Below are 21,571 nucleotides of genomic sequence, written 5' to 3' on the forward strand. Positions count from 1 at the left end.
AACCTGGTAGCCCATAAATGGGGCACATTAAAACATAACAGTTCGCAACTTGGGATAAAAAAGTGGTCGAACCGCCATAGACATCTTATTTTGCCTGCCGCGCTGCAGCACGACGGTGGCGAATGATCTCAATCACCCCAGGAAGTATAGACACCACGATGATCGCGACAATCAGTAATTTAAGATTTTCCTGCACCATCGGCAGCGTACCGAAGAAGTAGCCAGCATAAGTAAACAGTAGCACCCATAACAGCGCCCCGATCACGTTGAACGCCGCGAAATGACGATAGGACATATGCCCCATCCCGGCAACGAAAGGCGCGAACGTCCGCACAATGGGGATAAAGCGGGCAAGAATAATGGTTTTGCCACCGTGTTTCTCATAAAACTGATGGGTTTTATCGAGATAGCTGCGACGGAACACTTTCGAGTTCGGGTTGCTAAATAGCTTGTCGCCGAACAGGCGCCCTATCGTGTAATTCACCGCATCGCCGAGAATGGCCGCAACAAGCATCAGCATCACCATAACGTGAACGTTGATATCGTTCGTGGGCAGTGAGGCCAGCGCGCCCGCGACGAACAGCAGCGAATCCCCCGGTAAAAACGGCGTGACCACCAGCCCGGTTTCGCAGAACAAAATCAGAAACAGGATCGCGTATACCCAGATACCGTATTGCGCGACCAGCTCCGCCAGATGAACATCAATATGCAGAATGAAATCAATAAGAAAGCGAATTACGTCCATATTGTCTAAGCCTTGGTTGATTGCGACTAGTCCGCGAGAAACAGCGGACCCATTGGCGGGCGGGGTAAGTTGAAACGGTCCGGATAATCAACCGACACCAGATACAACCCTTCTGCTCTCGCCGTTGCTGCCGCCAGCGTTCTGTCCTTAGCCGCCAGTAGCTCTGCTATCCAGCTCTCCGGCTGGTTGTTGGCACCCACCTCCATCAGGCTACCGACAATGTTTCTCACCATATGGTGTACAAAGGCATTCGCTTTGATATCCACCACCACATACGCACCATAACGCTGAACGTTAATGTGCATCATGTTGCGCCACGGCGTGCGCGACTGGCACTGTACCGCGCGAAACGAGGTAAAATCATTTTCACCCAGCAGACATTGCGCCGCACGCTGCATGCGCTCCGCATCAAGGGGCAGGTGATAATGCGTCACCCCCTGGTTCAGTACCGCCGGGCGTAAACGATGATTGTAGATAACGTAGCGATAACGACGCGCTGTCGCGCTAAACCGCGCGTGGAAATCATCGGGCACATCTTTCACCCAACGTACCGCGATGTCTCCAGGTAAATTCGCATTTACGCCCAAGGTCCAGGCCGCGTCTTTACGTACCGCGCGAGTCTCAAAATGGACCACCTGCCCTGTGGCATGCACACCGGCATCGGTACGCCCGGCACAAAAAACCGTCACCGGCTCATTGGCGACCTGCGACAACGCTTTTTCCAGTTTTTCCTGCACGCTGCGTACTTCTTGCTGACGCTGCCAGCCGTAATATTTACTGCCGTCGTACTCAATACCGAGCGCAATTTTCAACAGCGGTTGTTCAACAACATCTGACATTAGTACAGGTACTCCTGTACCAGTTTCTCAGCGATTTTCACCGCCATAAGCGCCCCACCAAAACGTACGTTATCTGCCACCGACCAGAACTGAATCTGTTCAGGCAGGCCATAATCGTTACGTACGCAACTGACAGAGAGATGAGCGCTACCGGAAGCATCGCCAACCTGGGTCGGGAATTCATTCTCTTCGGACAGCACAATATCTTCACCGCGGGCAAACGCATCACGGGCCTCTTCTGCCGCCAGTGGACGCAGCGCTTCGAAGCTGACCATCTGCGCGTGACCATAAAAGACCGGCGCGCGGACGCAGTTCGCGGATATCATCAGCCCGTCGTCCTGCAGAATTTTACGCACCTGGTCCACCAGACGACGCTCTTCCAGAACCGTACCTTCACGGTCCGGCAGAATAGGCAGCATGTTGAACGCCAGTTGCCGGCCAAAGAAGTCGTCCTCGTCGATCGGAATGCCGTTGAGCAACTTCGCACTTTGCCCGGCAAGGGCATCCACCGCCTGTTTGCCCTGCGCCGACACGGAGAGCAGACTGGTCACGCCAATACGTGACAGGCCACCTTCGTCGATCAGCGGTTTCAGCGCGATCAGCAACTGGCTGGTCAGGCTATCCGGCACGGCAATGAGATTACGATTGCGGTAATCGGCCAGGACAAACGGGTTCACCTCTGGCACAACCAGCGGCACATCCGGCTCCAGCGCGAACAGACCGCTGGTATCAATCACCAGACAACCGGCGTTGGTGGCTTCTTCAATATTCTCAGCCGTCGCCTGAGCGCCGGCGACAAAGAACGCCAGTTGCGCCTGCGTCCAGTCAAATTCCGCAACATCCTGAACGCGTACGGTTTTTCCGCCAAAACGCAGCGTCTCACCGGCGCTTTCATTACGCGCCAGCGCATACAAATCGCCCACCGGGTACTCACGCTCCGCAAGCGTTTCGAGTAAGGCTTCTCCGACAGCGCCTGTCGCGCCCAGTACGGCAATATTCCAGCCTTCAGACATGGTGATTTACTCCAGAAAAAAGCGTACCCGCCGGAGTATCCGGCAGGTAGCATTAAGATGACATTAACGAATTGGGTGATGGACAGCGTTGAAACCCAGCTTTTGCAGCAGTGTAGCCGCCTGGTCGTCATCACACTGCACATACAGCGATGACCATTCCCGACGCTCAAGATAATTTTTACGCAGCTTGTCGAACTCACCCGGGATGCCCGCCACTTTTCGCAGCAGTGCATCGTCGCGGCGCACATCATACACCAAATGAATGAGTCTTTTTAGGATCGACTGATCGAGCGGGCCGTGCAGCGTAATGCGACCGAATTCCGGCGCAGGCAGCAGCGTATCCAGCGCAACCTGCTGACGTTTGCCGATAAAATCGCTAAACGCTTCGAATACCTGCGTGGTGCCACGTGCTTTCCCTTCCAGCGTGTAGCCAGCGATATGCGCAGTACCGATATCCACTTTTGCCAGCAGCGCCACGTCGAGATCCGGCTCCGGTTCCCAGACGTCAAGGATAACGCTCAGCGGCTGACCGGCCTCCAGACGACGCAACAGGGCGGCGTTATCCACCACCGGGCCCCGGCAGGCATTAATCAGAATAGCGCCAGGTTTCAGGCGGCTAATTACCTCTTCATCCGCCAGATGCCAGCTTTTATACGGCCCGTCTTTAAACAGCGGCGTGTGGAAGGTCAGCACATCAGCTTCACGCACCAGGGCGTCGAGCGGCAGAAAATCACCCTCATCGCCACGGTCGGCACGCGGCGGATCGCACAGCAACGTGCGTACCCCCCAGGCTTCCAGGCGCGCCTGCAGACGACCGCCGACATTACCCACTCCGACAATCCCGACGGTGCGGTCGCGCAGATCGAAACCGTCACGTTCGGCCAACAGCATCAGGGATGAGAAAACATATTCCACAACCGCAATGGCATTACACCCCGGAGCAGCAGAAAAACCGATCCCCGCCTGCTGCAACCATTGCTCGTCAACATGATCGGTACCCGCCGTTGCCGTACCCACGAATTTAATCGGCGTACCGCTGAGCAGCGCTTCATTCACCTTCGTCACGGAACGCACCATCAGCGCATCCGCATCCGCCAATTCCGCAGCCGGAATGGGACGACCAGGCACAGCTTTTACCTCACCCAGACGACGGAACAAATCGCCGGCATAGGGCATATTTTCATCAACAAGGATTTTCACGTTACAGTACCGGTTAGAGAACGGGAGTTAAGCTTTTAAGTGTGCCATAATCTCGCTGCCAGGCATACCTGCAATGCCGCTACACGACGTGCGAGACCCAGAGGATTTCCATGATGCAACCCATTCAGGGCACCCCCGCGCGCCCTCCGGGGCAAGACCCTACGCCCACGACTTTGGCCGCCGGAGAGCAGCCGTTATCGACAATCCAGCGCACTGTGCTGGAGCGGTTGATTATTCGCCTGGTGGCGCTCACGCAACAGCAGAGCGCCGAAGTCTGGGCCGGGGTTAAACATGATTTGGGTTTGAAGAATGACGCGCCGCTGCTGTCACGCCATTTCCCGGCGGCAGAGCAGAATCTCAACCAGCGCCTGGATACCGCCACGCAGAATCACACCACCCGCCAGGTTATCTCGCAACTGACGGAATTGCTCGGTCAGGGTAATAACCGTCAGGCGGTTAGCGACTTCATTCGCCAGCAGTTTGGTCAGACGGCGCTGAGCCAGCTTACGCCAGAGCAGCTTAAAACGGTGCTGACGCTGCTGCAGAACAACCAGATTTCGGTACCTCAGCCCTTGCAACGCCCGGCGACAGACCGCCCGCTGTTGCCCGCTGAGCACAATTCGCTCAACCAGGCGGTGACCAAACTGGCCGCTGCGACGGGTGAATCCGGTAAATTGATTTGGCAATCAATGATGGAATTATCCGGCGTGAAAACCGGAGAGCTCATCCCGGCAAAACATTTTACCCACTTAATGACCTGGCTGCAGGCGCGTCAGACATTAAGCACCCAGACTTCCCCGACACTGCAAAGCGTGCAAACCGCGCTTAAGCAGCCGCTGGATAATGTTGAGTGGCAAACTATCACCGATTATGCCCGTCAGAACTGGCAGGCCACGCCTCAGACAGTACTGACAACGGCGCAGGTGCAGGACATTCTTAATCAGGTTTTTTTACATCGCGCAGAACGAACTTCGGGTGTGCTGGAAGCACGAAATATTCAGCCGATCTACAGCCCGCTTTTCGCGCCGATCATCGAAAGCGTCAAAAACCTCTCAACCCGGCCTGGTCTGTTCCTGGTCGCGTTGCTTATTGCCTTCGCCCTTATCTGGCTGGTTATCTAAAAAAATCCCCTCCGCTGGAGGGGATAGTCGTTAAAGGTTTTCGCCGTTACTTTTAATTGTCTGCTGGTACCACCAGAACGATTTCTTACGGCTGCGTTCAAGTGTCCCCTTGCCTTCGTTATCTTTATCAACATAGATAAAGCCGTAGCGTTTTTTCATTTCGCCCGTACCCGCAGAAACCAGGTCAATACAGCCCCACGGGGTGTAACCCATCAGATCCACGCCATCTTCCACCACCGCCTTTTTCATTTCGCGCAGGTGGCTTTGCAGGTATTCGATGCGGTACTGATCGTTTACCGAGCCGTCACTTTCTTTCTGATCGATAGCGCCGAAGCCGTTCTCCACAATAAACAGCGGCAGTTGATAAAGATCGTAAAAATAGTTCAGTGAATAACGCAGCCCCACCGGATCGATCTGCCATCCCCAGTCCGATGCTTTCACATACGGGTTTTTCACCAGACTCTTCGTTTCGTCATAGTCCAGTTGCGGGTTATCCGCAGTGGCTTTGGTGGCAAACGACATGTAATAGCTAAAGCCGATATAATCCACACAGCCTCGTTTAAGGATGTGCAAATCTTCTTCGGTAATATCAAGCTTAAAGCCTTTACGGGCGAAGTAATTTAGCAGATGGCGCGGGTAATAACCGCGAACATGCACATCGGTAAACCAGTAACGGCGGTGCATCGCCGAGACGGACATCATCATGTCGTCCGGGTTACAGGTGAGTGGATAGACCGGGCACATGGCAATCATACAGCCAATCTGGAAATCAGGGTTAATCGCATGCCCGGCTTCCACCGCCAGCGCACTGGCGACAAGCTCATAGTGTGCCGCCTGGTACATTACCGGCTCACGATCCTCACCTTCTTTGTATTTAAGGCCCGAGTTGGTAAAGGGCGCGAAATCTTCGTGATAATTGGCCTGGTTGTTGATTTCGTTAAACGTCATCCAGTATTTCACTTTACCTTTGTAGCGGGTAAATACCGTTTTGGCGAAGCGCACGAAGAAATCAATAAGCTTACGGTTACGCCAGCCACCGTATTCAGTGACCAGGTAATAAGGCATTTCGAAATGCGAGAGGGTAATGACCGGTTCAATATTGTATTTCAGACATTCATCGAAAAGATCGTCATAAAACTGCAGGCCGGCTTCATTTGGTTCTAATTCATCGCCTTTCGGGAAAATACGTGTCCAGGCAATTGACGTACGGAAACATTTAAACCCCATTTCCGCAAAGAGTTTGATGTCATCTTTATAGCGGTGATAAAAGTCGATGGCATCATGGTTTGGGTAGTTTTTTCCCGGCAAGACGCCATCGGTAATTTCGCGCGGAACGCCGTGCGCCCCGGCGGTCATCACATCAGCGACACTGACGCCTTTACCGCCTTCCTGCCAGCCGCCTTCAAGCTGATGCGCCGCCACCGCGCCACCCCACAGAAAATCTGCTTTAAACCCAGGCATACGTCTCTCCTTTCTCTAAAAAAGTAGTAAAAGAATAACTTACGTACGAAGATAGCCTGACTATAGCAGCAATATAACTGTCTGAGAATATTGCATAAAATTATATGAGTGGAATATGTTACACCAATAAAACAATATGTTTTTTCTGTGGTCTGGCGCGTATTTTTAATTATTTTCTGACGACAAAAATAGTATTCAGAATTATGAGAGGTTGCGCTTTTATTATTTCCGGCCCTCATCATGAAGGCCGGAAAAGACGATTATTTTCGAAATGAAATCAGCGTCACCACAATGCCCGTTACCGCCGCAATTGCTGCGGCCAGGAATACCGACGGATAACCGAGCGAGGTTGCCAGCAAGCCGGTAAGTGGCCCGCTGATACCGTTCGCGATGTCCTGAAATGCCGCATACCCGCCCAGTGCAGTACCGCGAACCTGCGGGGCAACGCGTTTCACCACTTCAACGCCCAACGCCGGGAAAATCAACGAACAGCCACAGCCGGTCAATGCCGCACCGGCCATCGCCACCCAGGCGTTCGGCGCCTGCCAGAGCAATAACAGGCCCACCGTTTCCACCATCAACGAAACAGTTGCCACCCGCACGCCGCCAAAGCGATCCGGCATCCAGCCAAACAGCAGACGCATCAGAACAAAGGCACCGCCAAATGCCGTCAGCGTAAACCCGGCCATTGCCCAGCCGTTACTGGCAAAGTAGAGCGAAACGAAGGTACCGATAACCGCGAAACCTACACCCTGTAGCGCAAGGCCAAGGCCCGGCTGCCAGATTTGACCGACCACGCCCCACAGGGAGGGACGTTCCCCCGAATGAGCAGGCGTTTTCTGTACGCCGCCATTAAATGCCCACGCCAGCAGCGGTAAAACCATCGTGATCGCCGCCAGGGTGGCAAAACCAAAACGACTGTGAATGAGCAGACCGAGCGGCGCGCCGACGGCCAGCGCACCGTAAATTGCCATACCGTTCCAGGACATCACTTTGCCCGAACGTTTAGGCCCCACCAGCCCCATCCCCCAGGCGAGTGTCCCTGTGAGCAACTGGCTTTCACCAAAGCCCAGAATTAAACGCCCAACAATCAGCAAGCCGAATTTTGCCAGTGCGCTTACTGGTAGCCAGGCCGCCAGCAACCAGGCGACGCCAGCCAGCCCGCAGGCCAACATCCCCTGTAGCGCCGAGCGCTTTGCGCCAAACTGATCGGCCAGACGCCCGGCATAGCCTCGCGTCAGGACGGTCGCCAGAAACTGGATACCGACGGCGATGCCCACCATGGTATTGCCGTAACCGAGTTCGTTGTGCACAAAGAGCGGAATGACGGGCAACGGTAACCCGATGGTCATATAGGTCAAAAAAACAGCAATCACCAGCCGCAGCAACGCATTCGTGCCCGTACCGGATGAGGAAGAAAGTGTTTGAGTCTCTACAGACATGCATTACTCCGTACCGCAGAGTAAGGCGAGGAAAAAAAGCCACGCCCCCTCTACCTGATGTTCAGGATTAAGGTGCGTTGGATAACGTTAAACGCTTACGCATTATCAGGGGGATAATGTTGCGGGTGAAGTTTGCCTGCCCATGCAGCGGCTTGTCAATGCATAAAAAACCGCGTAAAAAAGGGAGCCCGTTGGCTCCCTTTTTCGAAATTCAAAGGATTACTTGAGCTTACGCATTACCAGCGTGGCGTTAGTACCGCCGAAACCGAAGCTGTTGGACATGACGGTATTCAGCGTCGCGTCAGTCGGTTTGGTGACGATGTTCAGGCCAGCAGCCTGCTCATCCATCTCGTCGATATTGATGCTCGGAGCGATAAAGCCATGCTCCAGCATCAGCAGTGAGTAGATTGCTTCCTGCACGCCAGCGGCACCCAGAGAGTGACCGGTCATGGCTTTGGTCGCGGAGATTGCCGGGCTGTTGTCGCCGAACACTTCGCGGATTGCCCCCAGCTCTTTTACGTCGCCTACCGGCGTAGAGGTCCCGTGGGAGTTCAGGTAGTCGATCGGGGTATCAACACCGTGCATTGCCATCTTCATACAGCGCACTGCGCCCTCACCTGACGGCGCAACCATGTCAGCGCCATCAGACGTTGCGCCATAGCCCACGATTTCAGCATAGATGTGCGCGCCACGTGCCAGCGCATGTTCCAGTTCTTCAACCACAACCATACCGCCGCCGCCTGCGATGATGAAGCCATCACGGTGGGCGTCATAGGTACGGGACGCTTTTTCCGGGGTTTCGTTGTATTTGGTCGACAGCGCGCCCATGGCGTCGAACTCACAGGCCATTTCCCAGCCCAGCTCTTCGCCGCCGCCAGCAAAAACGATGTCCTGTTTGCCCAGTTGGATCTGCTCAACCGCGTTACCGATACAGTGTGCGGAAGTGGCACAGGCGGAGCTGATGGAATAGTTCACACCGTGAATTTTAAACGGCGTTGCGAGGCACGCGGAAACCGCAGAGCCCATTGCTTTGGTCACGACATACGGTCCCACTGCTTTCAGGCCGCGCGGGCTACGCATTGCGTCCGCACCGAAGACCTGCGCTTTTGAAGAGCCGCCAGAACCGGCAATCAGGCCAACACGCGGGTTGTTCTGATAAACCTCTGCGCTCAGGCCAGCATCCGCAATAGCTTCTTGCATGGAGAGAAAAGCATAGATAGAGGCATCGTTCATGAAACGAACCACTTTACGGTCAATCAAACCGGTTGTATCCAGCTTGACGTTACCCCATACGTGGCTGCGCATTCCGGAATCTTTGAATTCCTGAGAGAAAGTGATCCCTGAGCGTCCTTCACGCAGAGAGGCCAGGACTTCCTGCTGGTTATTACCGATGCTGGAAACGATGCCCAGGCCAGTAATCACTGCACGTTTCATTCAATACCCCTGTAAGTCGCACTAATTTAAGTTTTCGTGTCGCAAGATAGCGTACAGTTGTACGCCGAACAAGTCCGATCAGACAATTAATGGGTAAATTTGCGCCCTGGGGCGCACATCGTTAAGATCATGGCACTGCCTGTCCGACGAGTAACTTACGTGAAACAAACCGCTATACAATCTGCCAACCTCGAATTCAACGCTGAGGGTACACCTGTTTCCCGAGATTTTGATGACGTCTATTTCTCTAACGATAACGGACTCGAAGAGACCCGTTATGTTTTCCTTGGCGGCAACGGTATACCAGAGCGTTTCGTCGGACATCCCCGCCCGCTGTTTGTCGTCGCGGAAAGCGGCTTTGGTACGGGTCTCAATTTCCTGACCCTGTGGCAGGCGTTCGATGCCTTTCGCCGCGCCAGTCCGCAGGCTACCCTGGAAAGATTACATTTCATCAGTTTCGAAAAATTCCCCTTAACGAAAGACGATCTGCGTCTGGCGCACCAGCACTGGCCGGAACTGGCCCCCTGGGCAGAGCAGTTACAGCAGCAGTGGCCGCTGCCCTTTGCCGGTTGCCATCGCCTGTTACTGGACGGCGGCCGGGTGACGCTGGATGTCTGGTTTGGCGATATCAATGAACTGACCGAGACTTTAGATGATTCGCTACAACAGCAGGTTGATGCCTGGTTTCTCGACGGTTTTGCACCGGCGAAAAACCCGGACATGTGGACACAGGGCCTGTTTAACGCGATGGCGAGACTGGCGCGTCCCGGCGCGACGCTGGCCACTTTCACCTCTGCTGGTTTCGTTCGCCGTGGGTTGCAGGACGCAGGCTTCACCATGCGCAAAAGCAAAGGGTTTGGCCGCAAGCGGGAAATGCTCACCGGGGTACTGGAAAGCGCCACCCTGCCGGTGCTGCGCGCGCCGTGGTTTGCCCGCACTGGCACGGAAAAACGCGCTGCTGCGATTGTCGGCGGCGGTATCGCCAGTGCGCTGCTATCGCTGGCCTTGTTGCGTCGCGGCTGGCAGGTGACGCTCTACTGCGCCGATGGCGAACCGGCACAGGGGGCATCCGGCAATCGGCAAGGCGCGCTGTATCCTCTGCTCAGTGCACATGACCCGGCGCTGACCCACTTTTTCCCCGCCGCATTTACCTTCGCCCGTCGACTGTATGACGCCCTGCCCGTCGATTTCGATCATGACTGGTGCGGGGTCACCCAACTGGGGTACGACGAGAAAAGTCAGCAAAAAATTAGCCAGATGCTGACGCTGGGCCTGCCGGATGCCATTGCCCATGCGGTCAGCGCCGAAGCGGTCGCGCAAATGGCGGGCGTAGAGACCGGATGCGGCGGTATTCATTATCCGGCTGGCGGCTGGCTGTGTCCGGCACAATTGACGGCGGCGGCATTGGCATTAGCACAGCGTCAGGGATTATGCGTGCACTACGACCACCCGGTGACAAGCCTGGTTCAGCAGGATGGCGAATGGCGGCTGGAGTTTGCCGATGGCAGCCAGCGCGCTCATGCCTGCGTCGTGCTGGCGAACGGGCACCACATCAGCCATTTCGCCCAGACCGAAAAGCTGCCGGTTTACCCGGTTGGCGGGCAGGTCAGCCATATCCCCACAACGGCGAAACTGGGCGAACTGCGTCAGGTACTCTGCTATGACGGTTATCTGACACCGCAAAACCCGCACAATCAGCATCACTGTATTGGCGCAAGCTACCACCGTGGGCAGGAGGAGACGGCTTACAGCGAGGAGGATCAGCAGCAAAACCGCCAGCGTTTGTTGAACTGCTTCCCACAGGCACTGTGGGCGAAAGATGTTGATGTCAGCGACGGTGAAGCGCGCTGCGGTGTGCGCTGTGCAACCCGGGATCATTTGCCGTTAGTGGGTAATGTGGCGGATTACGCCGCGACACTGAATGCATATGCCAGTCTTGCGCAAGAGAGAACGGATACGGTGAGCGCACCGGTTTATGACGGGTTGTTTATGCTTGGCGCGCTCGGTTCACGCGGATTATGCAGCGCGCCGCTGGCGGCGGAGATTCTGGCCTCGCAAATGAGTGAGGAGCCATTGCCGCTGGATGGTGAAACGCTGGCCGCGCTGAATCCTAATCGTCTGTGGGTGAGAAAATTGTTGAAGGGAAAACAGGTTAAGTGAGCGCAGGCTGATGCCCTCACCCCCGGCCCTCTCCCACGGGGCTGAGGAATCCCCACAAAAATGCGAGCACGAACGGTCCCTTCTCGCTGAGGGAGAGAGCCAGGGTGAGGGGGAAAATGCGGCTCTGATGGTCATTCCGTTCACCTTATGTTCGTTGCTTTTCTGTCGCGACAGAACCCGTTAACGTGCCAGGGTGGCTCACCGCCACCCCCCTGGCGACCCGCGCTCCCGGCCAGGAAAATCGCCGCTGACGCGGTCCATGACGCTTATGTCGGCTGATTTTCGGGTCGGGGACCAGCCTGCGTCCTTGCAGGCTATCCCCTCCGCCCGCTTCCCTGCGGGCGGCCCCGGTCAGCCGCCGACGCCTCATCGATTTCCAGCCGGACCCTGTCATCGCTGCCACGGTTTTATTCTTATTAAGCGGCGTTATCGCTGTAAAAGGTAAGATTACTGGGGATTCCTCAGCCACGAGGAGAGGGAGAAAAACCTGCTCGATCTGTCCCCTCTCCCACGGGAGAGGGTTAGGGTGAGGGGGAAACCCGCGCACCCATGCTGCACCGGGAATATCCCCCGCTGGCGCTACGCTTAGCGGGCTACAAGCAAGCTTGATTACTGTGCCTGCGCTTTCTGGAACAGCGTGTCCCACATCCCCATCACCAGCGCCTGATCCGGCGGAGACAACTCACCCGCCTGAATGGCTTTTTCCAGGCTCGCCGACACCCGGGCGTGCAGTGCTGCGGATGAATGATCCTCCCCCGCTTCCAGTTCCGCCACCGCCAGCGTCAGGTGCCCACGCAGATAACCGCCAGCAAACAGCTCATCGTCACTGGCGTGCTCTACCATGTCATCAATTAACGCCAGAATGCGCGATTCAAATTCTGCGATCATCTTCTTTCCTCAGTTATAAATCTTCCGGCCAGGGGAAGTGTTCCGCCTTTAGTTCAGGCGTGTGGTAGTAATCTTGCAGCGCTTTAATAAAACGCGCCGGACGTTCCGGGATCCCTTTGTCGAGATACTCCATTACCTGCGCATGCACGCGGCGCTGGAATACAACGCGATCCGGTTCAAAATCCCCTTCCAGGTTGTCACAGCTGACGTTAAACGGATAACCCGCCGCCACGCAGAACAACCAGTCAAAAGCCTGCGGTTTAACCTCTACGTCTTCAAACTGACACTGGGTCGCCGCATCACGACCATCCGGGCAGTACCAGTAACCAAAATCCACCAGCTCGCGACGGGCTTTCCCGGCGATACACCAGTGGGAGATCTCATGCAACGCGCTGGCGTAGAACCCGTGAGCGAAGACGATCCGGTTATAAGGCACTTCTTCATCAGCAGGAAGATAGATCGGTTCGTCGTCGCCTTTAATCAGACGGGTATTAAAATCGTCGGCAAAACAGCCGTCAAAAAGGGTAATTAATTGTTCGTAGTGATGTGTTGTGGTGTTCATGCACTCACCCCCAGAAACTGGAGGATCTCCTGCCCATGGCTGTCATAAAGTAATTTTGCGCTCATTACTGCCGAGACGATAACAATCATCGGACGAATGAGTTTTTGCCCTTTGCTGAGCACCAGACGTGAGCCCAGACGCGCCCCCAGGAACTGGCCCGCCAGCATCACAAAGCCCGTTGCCCAGATCACCTTGCCGCCAATGATAAACAGCAACAGCCCGCCGATATTAGAGGTGGCATTAAGCACCTTGGCGTGTGCGGTGGATTTGGCGAGGTTAAAACCGGCCAGCGTGACAAACGCCAGCGCATAAAATGACCCGGCACCGGGGCCAAAAAAGCCGTCATAGAACCCCACGCAGCCGCCCGCAACCAGCGCGAAAGGCAGGCCATGCAGCCGACGTTGACGGTCCTCTTCACCCAGTTTTGGCATCAACAAAAAGTAGAGACCAATACAGATGATAAGGACCGGCAAAATCTGGCGCAAAATATCAGACTGAACATGCTGAACCAGCAGCGCACCCGACGTTGAACCAATAAAGGTCATCAGAATATTGAGTTTCTGATCGGCAAGACTCACCACTTTACGGCGCAAAAAATAGAGCGTGGAAGAGATGGAACCACCGCAGGCCTGCAGTTTATTGGTGGCCAGCGCCTGCGCCGGGGTCATCCCGGCGGCCAGTAATGCAGGTACGGTCAGTAAACCGCCGCCACCGGCTAACGCATCAATGAATCCCGCCAGCGTGGCGACCACAAAAAGCACCACCAGAAGCAGTGGCGACACCATAAATATCTCGTGAAATGCATCCATTACAATACGTGCTCATCCAGTAATGCCTGACAGGAAGCAGGCAGCGGCGGTGGTGTCGTCTTCTCAGGAGTCGTAGAAGGTTTGGCCGGTTTGAACCAGCTTTGCAATTCCGCGCCACAGCCGTCGCCATCCGGCGGCAAAGGCTGATCCTGGCACTCAAGGCTATCTGCCGGGCAGCGCAAACGGACATGCATATGCGCGCGATGCTGGAACCAGGGGCGCACTTTCCGCAGCCAGTCGCGATCTGTACCGGCGTCCAGACATAACTGCTGCTTAATGACCGGGTTGACGAAAATGCGCGTGACGTCGTCATCCTTCGCCGCCAGCTTAATCAGGCTGGTAATTTCAGGTTTCCATAATGACGACACCACCTGCTTGCCATCGCTGGAAACCAAATCCAGCGCCTGCGGTTTTAACAATTGCGCTGAGCTCCAGCGTGCTTTCGGCAGTTGCAGGAAAATGTCCACATCCAGCCCCGTCTGGTGGCTGGCGTGACCGCCGTTAAAGCGCCCGCCGGCTGGCATGCCCATATCCCCCACCAGCACCGTCCCCAGCCCCAGGTTATGCACCTGATTACCCAGACGCTGAATAAACAGAATCAGGTCCGGATGACCAAAGTAGCGTCGCTGATCGGTCCGCATGACCTGGTAGGTATCGGATTGCAGCGGCAGTTCATGCGCGCCAACAATACAGCCATTCGAGAAAGCACCGATCGATTGCGGCGTGCCCGCAACCGGATGGGTAATTTTCTGCCAGGGCGTTGCCGCCTGGCAGGTCAGCGTTGCGCAAAACGCCAGTAGCGCAATTGCAATTCGTTTCATTGTTTACCAGCGAGGAATAGTGGTCGTCACATCGCCATTCTGCGCGCGCTGACGCATAAAATGGTCCATCAGCACAATGGCCAGCATCGCTTCGGCGATCGGCACCGCACGAATACCGACACACGGGTCGTGACGCCCTTTGGTAATCATCTCTACTTCTTCGCCAAAGCGATTAATCGTACGTCCCGAAACGGTAATGCTTGAGGTCGGTTTCAGCGCGATATGGGTAACGATTTGCTGCCCGCTGCTGATACCGCCCAGAATGCCGCCCGCGTGGTTGCTCTGAAAACCGTCTTTCGTGATTTCATCGCGATTCTGGCTACCGCGCAGGTTGATCACACCAAAACCGTCGCCAATCTCCACGCCTTTAACCGCGTTAATGCTCATCATCGCATGGGCGATATCGGCATCCAGACGATCAAAGACCGGCTCGCCGAGGCCTGCCGGAACACCGTCCGCCACAACGGTAACTTTCGCACCGATGGAGTCGCCCTCTTTTTTGAGCCCACGCATCAGTTCGTCCAGCGCGTCGATTTTGTCCGGGTCGGGGCAGAAGAATGGGTTCTGTTCAACCTGATCCCAGTCTTTCATCGCCAGTGGAATGTCGCCCATCTGGGTCAGACAGCCACGGATCACGATGCCGAATTTGTGGGCGAGGAATTTCCTGGCAATCGCCCCTGCCGCCACACGCATTGCGGTTTCACGCGCCGAGGAGCGGCCACCGCCACGATAGTCGCGCAGGCCATATTTTTGCTCGTAGGTGTAATCAGCGTGGCCCGGACGGAAGACGTCTTTGATTGCGCTGTAATCCTGAGAGCGCTGATCGGTATTTTCAATCAGCAGGCCGATGCTGGTGCCGGTGGTCACGCCTTCAAACACGCCGGAGAGAATTTTCACCTGATCCGGTTCGCGGCGTTGGGTGGTATAGCGCGAGGTGCCGGGGCGGCGTCGGTCCAGGTCATGCTGGAGGTCGGCTTCGGTCAGTGGAATGCCCGGCGGTACGCCATCGACGATGCAGCCCAGCGCAATGCCGTGCGATTCGCCGAAGGTCGTTACGCGAAAGAGTTGTCCAATAGTGTTTCCTGCCATTACGGCTCCGTTGTCGTCGTTATGTTGTTAGCGTTTTAATCTTTATAGATGCTGAAATGTTCCTGCGCGGCCAGCAACTGCGCTTTGGTCAGCATGAAAACACCGTCACCGCCATTATCAAATTCAAGCCAGGTGAACGGTACATCCGGATATTGTTCCATCAGATGTACCATGCTGTTGCCCACTTCACAAATCAGCACACCATTGTCGGTGAGGTAATCTGGGGCGCAGGCCAGTATGCGACGCGTCAGTTTCAGGCCATCGCTACCAGACGCCAGCCCGAGTTCCGGCTCATGGCGATACTCTGATGGCAGATCAGACATGTCCTCTTCATCAACATACGGCGGGTTGGTCACAATCAGGTCGTACTGCACTTTTGGCAGGTCGCGGAAGAGGTCGGAACGAATCGGCGTGACGTGATGAATCAGGCCGTGATCTTCAATGTTATGTTCTGTTACCGCCAGCGCATCCGGGGAGATGTCTACCGCGTCCACCTCCGCTTCCGGGAAGGCGTAAGCGCAGGCGATGGCGATACAGCCGCTACCGGTACACATATCCAGAATGTGCTGCGGCTGTGCGTCGATAAGCCCGGCAAAGTGGTTATTGATCAGCTCACCAATCGGTGAACGCGGCACCAGCACGCGTTCATCAACGTAAAACTCGTGGCCGCAGAACCAGGCTTTATTGGTGAGGTAGGCAACCGGGATACGTTCATTGACGCGACGAATGACTCGCTCAACGATACGGTGACGCTCGCTGGAGGTCAGCCGCGCATTGCGCATCTCTTCCGGGATATCCAGCGGCAGGTAAAGGGTAGGCAACACCAGCTGTACGGCTTCATCCCACGGGTTATCGGTGCCGTGGCCGTACCAGATGTTTGCCGCGCTAAATCGGCTTACCGACCAGCGCAACATGTCCTGAATGGTATGCAGTTCACTTACTGCCTCATCAACGAAAATTTTATCCATCTTATCCTCCAGGACACGCTCGCAAGAAATTCGGCGGCTAGTTTGCCATGAAGACGGCGATAAATCAGCATTGTCACTTCGCGTCGCGGCCTAAAAATGCATTTTGCTGAACAGCAGGGAGCGAGTCGGGTACACTAAAAGAAATAAAAGATGAGATGCGCAGATGAAAAAGAAACCATCGCTTAGCGAGGAGGAGCAGACGCTGTTCCGACAATTAATGACCGGCACGCGTCAAATAAAGCAGGATACGGTAGTCCACCGCCCGACACGTAAAAAAATCAGTGAAGTCCCGGTGAAGCGCCTGTTGTCGGAGCAGGCGGATAACAGCCACTATTTCTCTGATGAATTTCAGCCATTGCTGAACACCGAAGGGCCGGTGAAGTATGTGCGCGACGATGTCAGCCATTTCGAGCTAAAGAAGATCCGCCGCGGTGACTATTCCCCGGATCTGTTCCTCGACCTGCACGGCTTAACGCAGCTACAGGCTAAGCAGGAGCTGGGGGCGCTGATCGCCGCCTGCCGACGCGAACACGTCTTTTGCGCCTGCGTCATGCACGGGCATGGTAAACATATTCTCAAGCAGCAGACGCCGCTCTGGCTGGCACAACATCCGCATGTTATGGCGTTTCACCAGGCCCCCAAAGAGTACGGTGGCGATGCGGCAATACTGGTGTTGATTGAAGTTGAAGAGTGGCAGCCGCCTGAGCTTCCCTGAACGCAACGGACGCGCAGAAACGTAAAAAGCCGCACAAGTGCGGCTTTTTTTCACGGTCCGGCGAATCAGATTGCTTTTGGCATTCTCAGGTTGCAGGGACTCATTTGCCAGTTGTAAACGCCTTTACCGCTCTCATCCAGCGTCACGCTGGCAATCGCGGAGGTAGTGAACATTGGCGGTGTTTCACCCGGGCAAAGCTCGGACACCAGATACCCCACCAACGGCAGGTGAGAAATCACCAGCACAGAGGAAGTACCTTCATTTGCCAGCGCCTGGAGATAGGCGCTGACCAGACCAACATCACCACAAGGGGTCAGTTCGGGCAGGACATCCACGTTGTCGGGCAGGTTCATGCATTCACCCACCTCGTTTAGCGTCTGTTCAGCACGAAGAAACGGGCTGACCAGAACACGTTCGACATCCACTTTTTGACCTTTCAGCCAGGTTGCCATCTGACGAGATTCATCACAACCACAAGGGGTTAGAGGACGAACTGAGTCGCTGGCTGCATCGAGGGCTGCATCGCCGTGACGCATGATAAAAACTTGCATATTGCACCGCTTTTGTTAACCAGAAGCATTAACACTCCCCGCGTGAACAGTTCCATTACGACAGGAAATATCAATGGCCGGGCATTGTGCCTGATCCATTCGATGAATGAAACGCTGTTTTTTACCTCAATGGCGTAAGTATAGTCAATGACTGTTTACAAAATAACCATTACCGCTTCATTCAACGCCGGATTTACCCTTTTTTGACCTTAACTTACAAAATCAGTTTCCTGCTTGTCCCAAAACTTTTCGCCCTGCTCAGCCATTTGTAACAAAAGCTGACAAGGTGCAAAACGTTCCCCATAAAGCGAAGCCAGGCGCTGCAGAGTCGCGACAATATCACCCGCGCCAAGGGTATCCATATAGCGGAACGGGCCGCCCAGGAAAGGCGGAAAACCGATGCCAAACACCGCGCCAATATCACCATCTCGCGGGCTGCGAATCACCTTCTCGGCGAAACAGCGTGCGGCCTCGTTAAGCATCATCATGACGCATCGTTCGGCAATCTGTTCTGCCGATAATTTGCCTGTGCCAGATGCCCCCACAAGCGGGTAAATTGCCGGGTCAGGCTGTTTGTTGCTTTTACGCCCTTTCTTACCGTAAAGATAGAAACCGCGCTCATTTTTTCTGCCTTTGCGATCGTCATTCAATATTGCAGAAACGACGCTTGCAGGGGCACTAAAACGATCACCATAAGCAGCCTCCAGTACAGGGATAATTTTAGTCCCGGTGTCGATGCCCACTTCATCCAAAAGTTGGATTGGGCCGACAGGAAAGCCAAATTTTACCAGCGCCTTATCGATATTCTCGATACGTTCCCCTTCGCTCAGGAGCCGCATCGCTTCGCTAATATAAGGCGCCAGAATGCGGTTCACGTAAAAACCCGCTTTGTCCGCCACGACGATCGGCGTTTTGCCCTGCTTCTTCGCCAGTTTCACCACTGTTGAAATGGTCTGTTCGTCGGTACCGGCATGGGGAATGACTTCCACCAATGGCATCTTCTCAACCGGGCTAAAAAAATGTAATCCGATAATATTGCCAGGACGTGCAGCCCCGGCCGCAATATCACCAATCGGCAATGACGACGTATTGGAGGCAAAAATGGTCTGCGGCGCACACTGCGCTTCAATCTCCGCCACCATCTGTTGCTTAAGAGTCAAATCTTCGAATACGGCCTCTATCACCACATCCCGATGGGAAAAACCGCTGTAGTCCGTAGTACCGGAAATGCGCGCCATTTGCGCATCACGCTCAGCAGATTTGAGATGGCGGCGACGCACCTTTTTATCAAGCTGTTCCCAGCTATATTTCAGCGCGTGGTTAATGCCTTTCGGATTAATATCTTTTATGCGAACCGGGAGATTACCCTTCACTGCCGTCACGTAGGCGATTCCACCGCCCATTAACCCGCCGCCGAGAACACCAACGGAGCGCAGCGGACCGGCGGCAACCGGGCTGCCGGGGTCTTTTTTCACCTCAGTGCTGGCAAAGAAAATATGCCGCAGCGCCTGCGATTGCGGGGTCATTGCCAGTTGACCAAACGCGCGTGCCTCGGCGTCATAACCACTGCTACTGCCCTGGCTTAAGCCTGTTTCGATAACATTCAGAATACGGGTCGTCGCGGGGTAGTTGCCCTGGGTTTTTTGCTCGGTTTTTTTCGCGACCATGCGGAATAACAGCGCGCGGACCAACGGCCCGGCCAGCAGACGTTCACGTACCGGCAGGCTGCGGCTGGCAGGACGGCCCTGCGCGGCAAGCTCTGCGGCAGCATCCAGCAAAATAGACACCGGCACGACATCATCCACCAGCCCGGCTTTTAACGCCTGGCGCGCGCGCAGTTGCTTACCGGTCAGGATCATATCCAGTGCAGTGCTTACTCCGACCAGACGCGGCAGCCGCTGAGTGCCACCAGAACCAGGCAGCAGACCAAGCTGCACTTCGGGCAGCCCCAGGACCGTCTTCACATCATCTGTACAAATGCGGCGATGGCAGGCTAATGCCAGTTCCAGACCACCGCCAAGGCATGGGCCATGGATGGCGGCGATCACCGGGATCGACAGCGCATGGATCTCGGCCATGATCTGCTGCCCCTGGCGCGCCAGATCTTCGGCCTCTTTGGCCGTTTTGCAGCGATCGATCATGTTGATATCCGCCCCGGCGATAAAATTATCCGGTTTTGCGGAAATGAACACCACGCCGCGAATCTGTTTGTTTTCGCGAATTTGTTTAAGGATGGCGCGTACCTGGCTGCCAAACTCCGCCTTTAGCGTATTCATCTTTTCGCCGGGAACATCAATACTGACAACGGCAACATTGTCCGGGCGTACAACAAGGGTAAATGCTGAGGTCATGTCCATTATTCGGCCTCCAGAACCATAGCTGCGCCAAGCCCGCCTGCGGCACAGGCGGTGACAAGGCCAAATCCGCCGCCGCGTCTGCGCAGTTCATGCAAGGTTTGGGTGATCATTCGCGCACCGGTTGCCGCAAACGGATGCCCGTAAGCAATTGATCCCCCCAGCACGTTGAATTTGCTGTCATCCACCTCACCCGTTGCCTGCGACCGGCCCAATACATCGCGGGCAAAACGCTCGCTGGCCATCAGTTTCAGGTTGGTCAGGGTTTGCGACGCAAAGGCTTCGTGCATATCCAGTAAGGTTAAATCCGCCATCGTCAGCCCCGCTCTGTCGAGCGCCAGCGGCGTCGCCCAGGCGGGTCCCAGCAGCATGTCCTGCTGCACGTCAATGGCGGTGAAAGCATAGCTTCGCAGGTATCCCAGAGGCTGCAAACCCAGCTCTTTCGCCCGCGATTCGGTCATCAGGATCACCGCTGCCGCGCCATCGGTAAGGGGAGTACTGTTCGCCGCGGTCACGGTGCCGTGTCGACGATCAAAGGCCGGACGCAGTTTGGCGTAATCCGCGAGACTGGAATTTTGCCGTACATTATTGTCCTGGGTTATCGGATCGCGAAAAGGTGGCGCATAGGCGGTCATCACTTCATCCGCCAGCTTACCTTCCGCCCAGGCCTGTGCAGCAAACTGGTGAGAACGGTGGGCCAGCGCATCCTGTTCTTGACGCGTGATGCCATAGGTTTTCGCCATCTGCTCTGCGGTATCGCCCATGCGTAAACCAGTAGAATATTCAGCTACCGCAGGCGGCACCGGCAGCAAATCACGCAGCCGTAAACGGGAGAAAAGCTTTAATTTTTGCCCCGTGCTGCGCGCTTTGTTGGCATCAACCAGCACGCGAGCCAGCTTTTTGCTCACGCCGATGGGCAACACTGATGAGGAGTCAGCACCACCCGCGATACCTGCACGAATCGTCCCTGCCATCAGGCTTTCGGCAACGTTTGCCACCGCCTGAAAACTAGTGGCACAGGCGCGGCTGACGCTGTAGGCATCGGTGTGCACACTCATGCCCGTTCCCAGCACGATTTCTCGCGCGATATTCGGCGCTTCCGGCATTTGCACCACCTGACCAAAGACCAGTTGCTCTATGATTTCCGGCGGGATTTCGCTACGGGCAAGGAGTTCGCCCACCACCATTTTGCCGAGATCGATAGCCGGAACACCGTGGAATACCGTTGCCTGACGGGCAAATGGCGTACGTAATCCACTGACAATGGCGATGCGGTCGCCCTGACGGGTGACAAGCGGTAATGCCTGACTCATAACACTCCCCTGTTAACAGCATGATGCACTAGTGGTCGGACCTGATAACAGTCTTAACTAATTATTTACATTTAGCCAATGGGGGA

The 21,571-nt window shown here is 55.4% G+C and carries 20 protein-coding genes; 3 read left to right on the top strand and 17 right to left on the bottom strand.

Translation table 11 applies throughout. The features are described 5' to 3' along the window. Positions 1–85: 85 nt before the first annotated feature. The 4 genes from IP582_RS17900 to pdxB form a co-directional block, all read right to left on the bottom strand. Entirely contained in the window at positions 86–745 is a 660-nt protein-coding gene (locus tag IP582_RS17900) for a DedA family protein (RefSeq protein ID WP_039079847.1), read from the bottom strand. Positions 746–771: 26 nt separating this feature from the next. Continuing rightward, a complete protein-coding gene (gene truA, locus IP582_RS17905) occupies positions 772–1,584 on the bottom strand; it encodes a tRNA pseudouridine(38-40) synthase TruA (RefSeq protein ID WP_039079846.1) in 813 nt (270 codons plus the stop codon). Continuing rightward, positions 1,584–2,597 (bottom strand): aspartate-semialdehyde dehydrogenase, encoded by a 1,014-nt coding sequence (locus tag IP582_RS17910; protein WP_193793991.1) that lies wholly within the window; start codon positions 2,595–2,597, stop codon positions 1,584–1,586. Before IP582_RS17910 ends, truA begins: the two co-directional genes overlap by 1 nt. A gap of 63 nt (positions 2,598–2,660) precedes the next feature. Beyond that, the gene (gene pdxB, locus IP582_RS17915) at positions 2,661–3,797 is read right to left on the bottom strand and encodes a 4-phosphoerythronate dehydrogenase PdxB (RefSeq protein WP_039079844.1); all 1,137 of its coding nucleotides are present in this window, start codon (positions 3,795–3,797) and stop codon (positions 2,661–2,663) included. A gap of 113 nt (positions 3,798–3,910) precedes the next feature. Here pdxB and flk point away from each other — a divergent pair, with 113 nt between their 5' ends. Continuing rightward, the gene (gene flk / locus IP582_RS17920; RefSeq protein ID WP_193796301.1) at positions 3,911–4,918 is read left to right on the top strand and encodes a flagella biosynthesis regulator Flk; all 1,008 of its coding nucleotides are present in this window, start codon (positions 3,911–3,913) and stop codon (positions 4,916–4,918) included. 30 nt (positions 4,919–4,948) lie between these two features. On the opposite strand, the gene IP582_RS17925 is transcribed toward flk, so the two are convergent. The 3 genes from IP582_RS17925 to fabB form a co-directional block, all read right to left on the bottom strand. Next, the gene (locus IP582_RS17925) at positions 4,949–6,379 is read right to left on the bottom strand and encodes a 6-phospho-beta-glucosidase (protein WP_193793992.1); all 1,431 of its coding nucleotides are present in this window, start codon (positions 6,377–6,379) and stop codon (positions 4,949–4,951) included. A gap of 260 nt (positions 6,380–6,639) precedes the next feature. Beyond that, positions 6,640–7,821, bottom strand: a complete 1,182-nt coding sequence (locus IP582_RS17930; RefSeq protein WP_039079841.1) for an MFS transporter — start codon at positions 7,819–7,821, stop codon at positions 6,640–6,642. A gap of 219 nt (positions 7,822–8,040) precedes the next feature. Further along, positions 8,041–9,255 carry a beta-ketoacyl-ACP synthase I gene (gene fabB, locus IP582_RS17935; RefSeq protein WP_039079840.1) on the bottom strand — a complete coding sequence of 405 codons (1,215 nt, stop codon included), beginning with the start codon at positions 9,253–9,255 and terminating at the stop codon, positions 8,041–8,043. Positions 9,256–9,414: 159 nt separating this feature from the next. On the opposite strand from fabB, the gene mnmC reads away from it, so the two are divergent. Beyond that, the gene (gene mnmC / locus IP582_RS17940; protein WP_193793993.1) at positions 9,415–11,415 is read left to right on the top strand and encodes a bifunctional tRNA (5-methylaminomethyl-2-thiouridine)(34)-methyltransferase MnmD/FAD-dependent 5-carboxymethylaminomethyl-2-thiouridine(34) oxidoreductase MnmC; all 2,001 of its coding nucleotides are present in this window, start codon (positions 9,415–9,417) and stop codon (positions 11,413–11,415) included. Positions 11,416–11,560: 145 nt separating this feature from the next. On the opposite strand, the gene IP582_RS17945 is transcribed toward mnmC, so the two are convergent. The 7 genes from IP582_RS17945 to prmB all read right to left on the bottom strand — a co-directional run bounded on the left by IP582_RS17945 (position 11,561) and on the right by prmB (position 16,552). Continuing rightward, positions 11,561–11,785 (bottom strand): hypothetical protein, encoded by a 225-nt coding sequence (locus IP582_RS17945; RefSeq protein ID WP_193793994.1) that lies wholly within the window; start codon positions 11,783–11,785, stop codon positions 11,561–11,563. 239 nt (positions 11,786–12,024) lie between these two features. Then, positions 12,025–12,303, bottom strand: coding sequence for a YfcL family protein (locus IP582_RS17950; RefSeq protein ID WP_039079838.1), 279 nt, complete (start codon positions 12,301–12,303; stop codon positions 12,025–12,027). Positions 12,304–12,316: 13 nt separating this feature from the next. Further along, positions 12,317–12,865, bottom strand: coding sequence for an elongation factor P hydroxylase (locus IP582_RS17955; protein ID WP_039079837.1), 549 nt, complete (start codon positions 12,863–12,865; stop codon positions 12,317–12,319). Continuing rightward, a complete protein-coding gene (locus IP582_RS17960) occupies positions 12,862–13,674 on the bottom strand; it encodes a sulfite exporter TauE/SafE family protein (RefSeq protein WP_193793995.1) in 813 nt (270 codons plus the stop codon). The genes IP582_RS17955 and IP582_RS17960 overlap by 4 nt, the downstream gene beginning before the upstream one ends. Beyond that, positions 13,674–14,495 carry a penicillin-insensitive murein endopeptidase gene (gene mepA, locus IP582_RS17965; RefSeq protein WP_193793996.1) on the bottom strand — a complete coding sequence of 274 codons (822 nt, stop codon included), beginning with the start codon at positions 14,493–14,495 and terminating at the stop codon, positions 13,674–13,676. Before mepA ends, IP582_RS17960 begins: the two co-directional genes overlap by 1 nt. Positions 14,496–14,498: 3 nt before the next feature. Further along, positions 14,499–15,584: a chorismate synthase gene (aroC, locus tag IP582_RS17970; RefSeq protein ID WP_193793997.1), complete on the bottom strand. Its 1,086-nt coding sequence runs from the start codon at positions 15,582–15,584 to the stop codon at positions 14,499–14,501. 35 nt (positions 15,585–15,619) lie between these two features. Beyond that, the gene (gene prmB, locus IP582_RS17975; RefSeq protein ID WP_039079833.1) at positions 15,620–16,552 is read right to left on the bottom strand and encodes a 50S ribosomal protein L3 N(5)-glutamine methyltransferase; all 933 of its coding nucleotides are present in this window, start codon (positions 16,550–16,552) and stop codon (positions 15,620–15,622) included. A 163-nt stretch (positions 16,553–16,715) separates the two neighbouring features. Here prmB and smrB point away from each other — a divergent pair, with 163 nt between their 5' ends. Then, complete coding sequence (smrB, locus tag IP582_RS17980; RefSeq protein ID WP_039079832.1) at positions 16,716–17,267, top strand: endonuclease SmrB; 552 nt, start codon at positions 16,716–16,718, stop codon at positions 17,265–17,267. A gap of 65 nt (positions 17,268–17,332) precedes the next feature. Here smrB and sixA read toward each other — a convergent pair whose 3' ends face one another. The 3 genes from sixA to fadI all read right to left on the bottom strand — a co-directional run bounded on the left by sixA (position 17,333) and on the right by fadI (position 21,485). Further along, positions 17,333–17,818: a phosphohistidine phosphatase SixA gene (sixA, locus tag IP582_RS17985; protein WP_039079831.1), complete on the bottom strand. Its 486-nt coding sequence runs from the start codon at positions 17,816–17,818 to the stop codon at positions 17,333–17,335. 209 nt (positions 17,819–18,027) lie between these two features. Then, complete coding sequence (gene fadJ, locus IP582_RS17990; RefSeq protein WP_193793998.1) at positions 18,028–20,175, bottom strand: fatty acid oxidation complex subunit alpha FadJ; 2,148 nt, start codon at positions 20,173–20,175, stop codon at positions 18,028–18,030. Continuing rightward, a complete protein-coding gene (fadI, locus tag IP582_RS17995; RefSeq protein ID WP_071196191.1) occupies positions 20,175–21,485 on the bottom strand; it encodes an acetyl-CoA C-acyltransferase FadI in 1,311 nt (436 codons plus the stop codon). The genes fadJ and fadI overlap by 1 nt, the downstream gene beginning before the upstream one ends. Between the last annotated feature and the right edge of the window lie 86 nt (positions 21,486–21,571).

Origin of the sequence: Citrobacter sp. BDA59-3 (assembly GCF_015167655.1) — a bacterium.
Taxonomy (GTDB): Bacteria; Pseudomonadota; Gammaproteobacteria; order Enterobacterales; family Enterobacteriaceae; genus Phytobacter; species Phytobacter diazotrophicus.